General features: G+C 67.9%; 5 protein-coding genes. 2 read left to right on the top strand and 3 right to left on the bottom strand.

Annotation, left to right across the window (positions count from 1 at the left end; genetic code table 11):
• Window positions 1–34 precede the first annotated feature (34 nt).
• On the bottom strand, window positions 35–253 hold the full coding sequence (locus tag ACFW2E_RS42465) for a hypothetical protein (protein ID WP_384476197.1): 219 nt from the start codon (window positions 251–253) through the stop codon (window positions 35–37).
• A gap of 33 nt (window positions 254–286) precedes the next feature.
• Here ACFW2E_RS42465 and ACFW2E_RS42460 point away from each other — a divergent pair, with 33 nt between their 5' ends.
• Entirely contained in the window at window positions 287–772 is a 486-nt protein-coding gene (locus tag ACFW2E_RS42460; RefSeq protein ID WP_384476194.1) for a hypothetical protein, read from the top strand.
• 204 nt (window positions 773–976) lie between these two features.
• Here the strand turns inward: ACFW2E_RS42460 and rfbC are convergent, their stop codons facing one another.
• Entirely contained in the window at window positions 977–1,603 is a 627-nt protein-coding gene (gene rfbC / locus ACFW2E_RS42455; protein WP_384476191.1) for a dTDP-4-dehydrorhamnose 3,5-epimerase, read from the bottom strand.
• 30 nt (window positions 1,604–1,633) lie between these two features.
• A complete protein-coding gene (gene rfbA / locus ACFW2E_RS42450) occupies window positions 1,634–2,566 on the bottom strand; it encodes a glucose-1-phosphate thymidylyltransferase RfbA (RefSeq protein WP_384476189.1) in 933 nt (310 codons plus the stop codon).
• Window positions 2,567–2,877: 311 nt separating this feature from the next.
• Here rfbA and ACFW2E_RS42445 point away from each other — a divergent pair, with 311 nt between their 5' ends.
• A complete protein-coding gene (locus tag ACFW2E_RS42445) occupies window positions 2,878–4,263 on the top strand; it encodes a DUF2079 domain-containing protein (RefSeq protein WP_384476186.1) in 1,386 nt (461 codons plus the stop codon).
• Window positions 4,264–4,320 lie beyond the last annotated feature (57 nt).

Genomic DNA, 4,320 nt, shown 5'->3' with positions numbered 1-4,320 from the left:
GTCGACCCGAACGGTACCGCCGCTCGCACGGGAATCACGAGGCGTTGCAGACCACGTAAGCAGTGATCGTGGAGGCGCCGGGAGGCGCGGCCACGGTGGCCGGGGAGCCGGCCTGCCACCCGTTGGGGATGGTTCCATTGGGGCCGGGGGGGAGGGGCCTGTTGATGGAGATTTGGATGCCACCCGGCTCGGTCTCGTATCCGCCGCCGGTGGCCACGTCACCGGTGTCGCAGAAGACTTCCGCGTGGTGCACGTTCGAGTCCACAGTAACGCTCTTGTAGTACGTGTGGACGCCGCTGGCACCCTGAGCGCCCTGCGCGCCCTGAGCACCCTGCGCGCCCTGAGCACCCTGCGCGCCCTGAGCACCCTGCGCGCCCTGCGGTCCCTGGGTACCCTCGCCGCCCTGGGCGCCCTGAGCACCCTGAGCACCCTGAGCGCCCTGCGCTCCCTGGGCACCCTGGTAGCCCTGCGGGCCCCTCGGGCCCTGCGGACCCCTCGGACCCTGCGGACCCTGTGCGCCCTGAGCACCCTGCGCGCCCTGCGCGCCCTGCGCGCCCTGAGCACCCTGCGGACCCCGCTTGCCGGGCTTGCCCTGCGGGCCCCGGTCACCGCCCCGGCCGCCAGCCCTCTCTTCGCTCTGGCTGCCGGGCACCGCCTGGGATGCAGTGCCCGACCTGTGGATCGCATCGGCAATGGCCACCGAGCTCGGCGCAACATTGAGCGCCACCGCGAGAGCGCCCGCGGACACCAGCGTGGCGGACCTCAGGCGTGAACTTCGGATCGTTCTACGGTTCAAGAGAACCTTCCTCAGGAACTGGGAGGGAATCAGATCGCAAGCGTGCGCACCCCGGTGCGCTTTATCCGCATGCGCATCACGTCGCCTCTGGCTACGGACAAATCCATTCTTAAACTCGCGGCAATTGAATAGTCACGGGTCACGCCACGACTTGCGCGAGGATCACCCGTGCGGCCTCAATTAACCTACTTTCTCGACGCCTTCCTCGCAGATTTCTTCAGCGAGCGCTCTGCGATACGCGGTGCAATCCTCGAAGGAAGGCAGCAGACCTAGTCGCCCGGCTTCCTCCAGCGTGGGCGCAGCGGCGTCCTTTCCGGAGAGTTGCGGCTTGAGTTCCTCGGGCCAGGCGATGGCCAACTCGGGGTCGAGCGGGTTGATCCCGTATTCACGGTGCGGCGCGTAGCCCTCTGAACAGAGGTAGACGACGGTGGAATTGTCCTCCAGCGCCATGAAGGCGTGGCCCAGCCCTTCCGAGATGTAGACGCAGCGGTGCGTCGCGTCGTCGAGCCTGACCGCTTCCCACTTCCCGAAGCTCGGAGAACCGGTGCGGATGTCGACCACCACGTCGAGGACGGCACCGCTGACGCAGGTGACGAACTTGGCCTGGCCCGGTGGGACCGATGCGTAGTGGATGCCGCGAAGAGTGCCGAGAACGGAGCGGGAGCAATTGGCCTGGGCGAGTCGGAGTCCCTGGCCGGTGGAATCACGAAAGCTTTCCCCCTTGAACCACTCGTGAAATCTGCCCCTGCCGTCCGGGAACACCTTGGGCGTGTCCACCCAGACTCCCTCGATGCCAAGTGGCTCCATGTGAATGCTCCTTTCCACCGCGCACGCGGTTCAGGGCCGGACCAGCGGTTCTTGGTGGCGCGAGCCACCACCTCGCTGGGGCAGGACGACATGCCGGTAGTCCTCCAGCAGCCCCAGCAGGTAGTGGCCGTATCCGCTCTTGAGCAGGGGCTGGGCCAGCTCCCGGAGCCGGCCGTCGTCGATCAGGCCGGCACGCCACACCGCTTCCTCCACGCACCCGACCTTGAAGCCCTGGCGCTCCTCGATCACCCGGACGAACTCCGACGCCTGCATCATGGAGGTGAAGGTCCCGGTGTCCAGCCACGCCGTGCCGCGGTCCAGCCGGGTGACATGCAGTTCCCCGGCCTCCAGATAGACCCGGTTGAGGTCGGAGATCTCCAATTCACCCCGGGCGCTGGGCCGCAGAGAGCGGGCGATCTCCACGACCCGATGGTCGTAGAAGTAGAGGCCGGGCACGGCGTAGCGGGACTTCGGCCGGGCCGGTTTCTCCTCGATGGACAGCGCCCGGCCCGATTCGTCGAACTCCACCACGCCGTAGGCCGAGGGGTTGGCGACCTGATAGGCGAACACCCTCCCGCCCTTGAGGTCGTCGTCGTGGCGGGCCAGCCGGGTGCCGAGGCCACTCCCGTAGAAGATGTTGTCGCCCAGGATCAGGGCCACCGGCTCCCCGGCGATGAAGTCCGCCCCCAGGAGGAGGGCCTGGGCGATGCCCTCCGGACGCTCCTGCGCCATGTACTCCAGCCGCAGGCCCAGTTGACGGCCGTCGCCGAGCAAGCGGCGGAACTGGAAACGGTCTTCGGGGGTGGTGATGATCAGGATCTCGCGAACACCGGCCATCACCAGTGTGGAAAGCGGGTAATAGACCATCGGTTTGTCGAAAACCGGCAGCAGTTGCTTCGAGACCGAGCGGGTCAGTGGCCACAGTCGCGAGCCGGTGCCCCCGGCCAGGAGAATTCCGCGCATGGCAGCACCATAGGTGGATTGCCTATCGACGCCGCCTTTAGGCGCGATGGACGGCGTGTGCGGTGAAAGCGAGGGCCGACCGGTCGGCCATTCGGTTGATTCTCTGCACAAGGGAGTTGGTTCGAGTCCGAATACCGTCTACTGCTGGCATCTTGATGGCCGCCAGTCTCTGTTTCCCGAGGGGGCTCCCGATGCAAGCACCACTCGTCAACAGCGCAACAGTCCCGGCACAGCAACAGACTTACGAGAAAACCGCGGCGGCCGGACCATCGCGCAAAGGCCGCTTCGACGGCACATGGTGGATCTGGGCCATGGCGGGAGCGCTGTTCGTGATGTACGCGGCGGTGTCACTGCGACTCCACCAGCGCATGCTCACGAGCAGCTACGACCTGGGAATCTTCCAACAGGTCGTCCGCTCGTACGCGGAAGGACACCTGCCGGTCTCCGAGGTGAAGGGCCAGGACTTTCCCGTCCTGGGGGATCACTTCTCTCCGATCCTGGCGCTCGTCGCGCCCTTCTACCGGGTGTGGCAGGGAGCGGAGACACTCCTCGTCGTACAGGCGGCACTCCTCGCCGTGAGCGTCGTCCCGCTGGCTCTCTGGGCGCGCAGAGCCCTGGGCCCCTTGGCCGGCGCGGCGATCGGTGCCTGTTACGGGCTCTCCTGGGGAATCGCGAGCACGGTCGGCTACGACTTCCACGAAGTGGCTTTCGCCGCTCCGCTCCTGGCGCTCTCGCTGACCGCCCTCGGGAACGGCCGGCTGACCGCCTCGGCGTGCTGGGCCCTGCCCCTGCTGCTCGTGAAGGAGGACCTCGGACTCACGGTCCTCTTCATCGGCCTCGTCATCGCCCGGCGAGGCGACCGCAGGCTCGGAGTGCTCACGGCTGTGGCCGGCCTTGCCGGGACCGCACTGGCCCTGTTCGTGATCCTCCCGGCCTTCAACCCGGGCGGTTCCTACGCCTATTGGTCCCTGGTGCACGATCCCGCCGCAGGCGGCCACGCGGCGACCGAGGGCGGTGCGGGCGGTCTGCTGAACCTGCTTCACCAGGGCACCATCGGTCTCGTCACCCCCTTGGCCAAGATGACGACCTTCGTCCTCCTGCTCGCTCCGACCCTGTTCCTGGCGATGCGGTCGCCCCTGCTGTGGGTCGCCCTGCCCACGCTGGTGTGGCGCTTCTCGTCGAGCAACAGCCTGCACTGGGGGACCGGCTTCCACTACTCGCTCGTCCTGATGCCGATCGTCTTCGCGGCTTTCGTCGACGCCCTGGTGCGACGCGGGACGAGCGGACGCGGCCTGCGCCGCTACCTCGCGGGGTCCGCCGCGATCACCCTCATGATCCTTCCGAGCTTCCCTCTGTTCCAGCTGGCCCAGCCCGAGACCTGGCGAACCGACGCTCGCGTCACCGTCGCCCGCCGTCTGCTCGCCATGATCCCCGACGGCGTCACGGTCCAGACGTCCGACCATCTGGTACCCCAGCTCGCCGACCGTACGAGCGTCAGCCTCTTCGGTTCCGACGGAGGCCGCCCCGATCCCCAGTGGGTCATGGTGGACACCTGGGTGCCGGCCGACCAGCGATGGTGGCCGGGTCAGCCGCTCGGCGTCGAGGGGGAGCAGCAGCTCCTGGCCGCCGACCTCCGCAACGGGTACGACCTGGTGGCCGAGCAGGACGGCTACATGCTGCTGCACCGCCGGGCGTGAGCCCGCGCCGCCGCGGCACCAAAGGGCCCGGGGCCCGCCCGTACACCGTTGTACGGG

It is taken from the genome of Streptomyces sp. NPDC058964 (assembly GCF_042741275.1).
In the GTDB taxonomy this organism is placed as follows: domain Bacteria; phylum Actinomycetota; class Actinomycetes; order Streptomycetales; family Streptomycetaceae; genus Streptomyces.
Note: the sequence above shows the minus strand (reverse complement) of the source record. Positions and strands in the feature narration are given on the sequence as shown.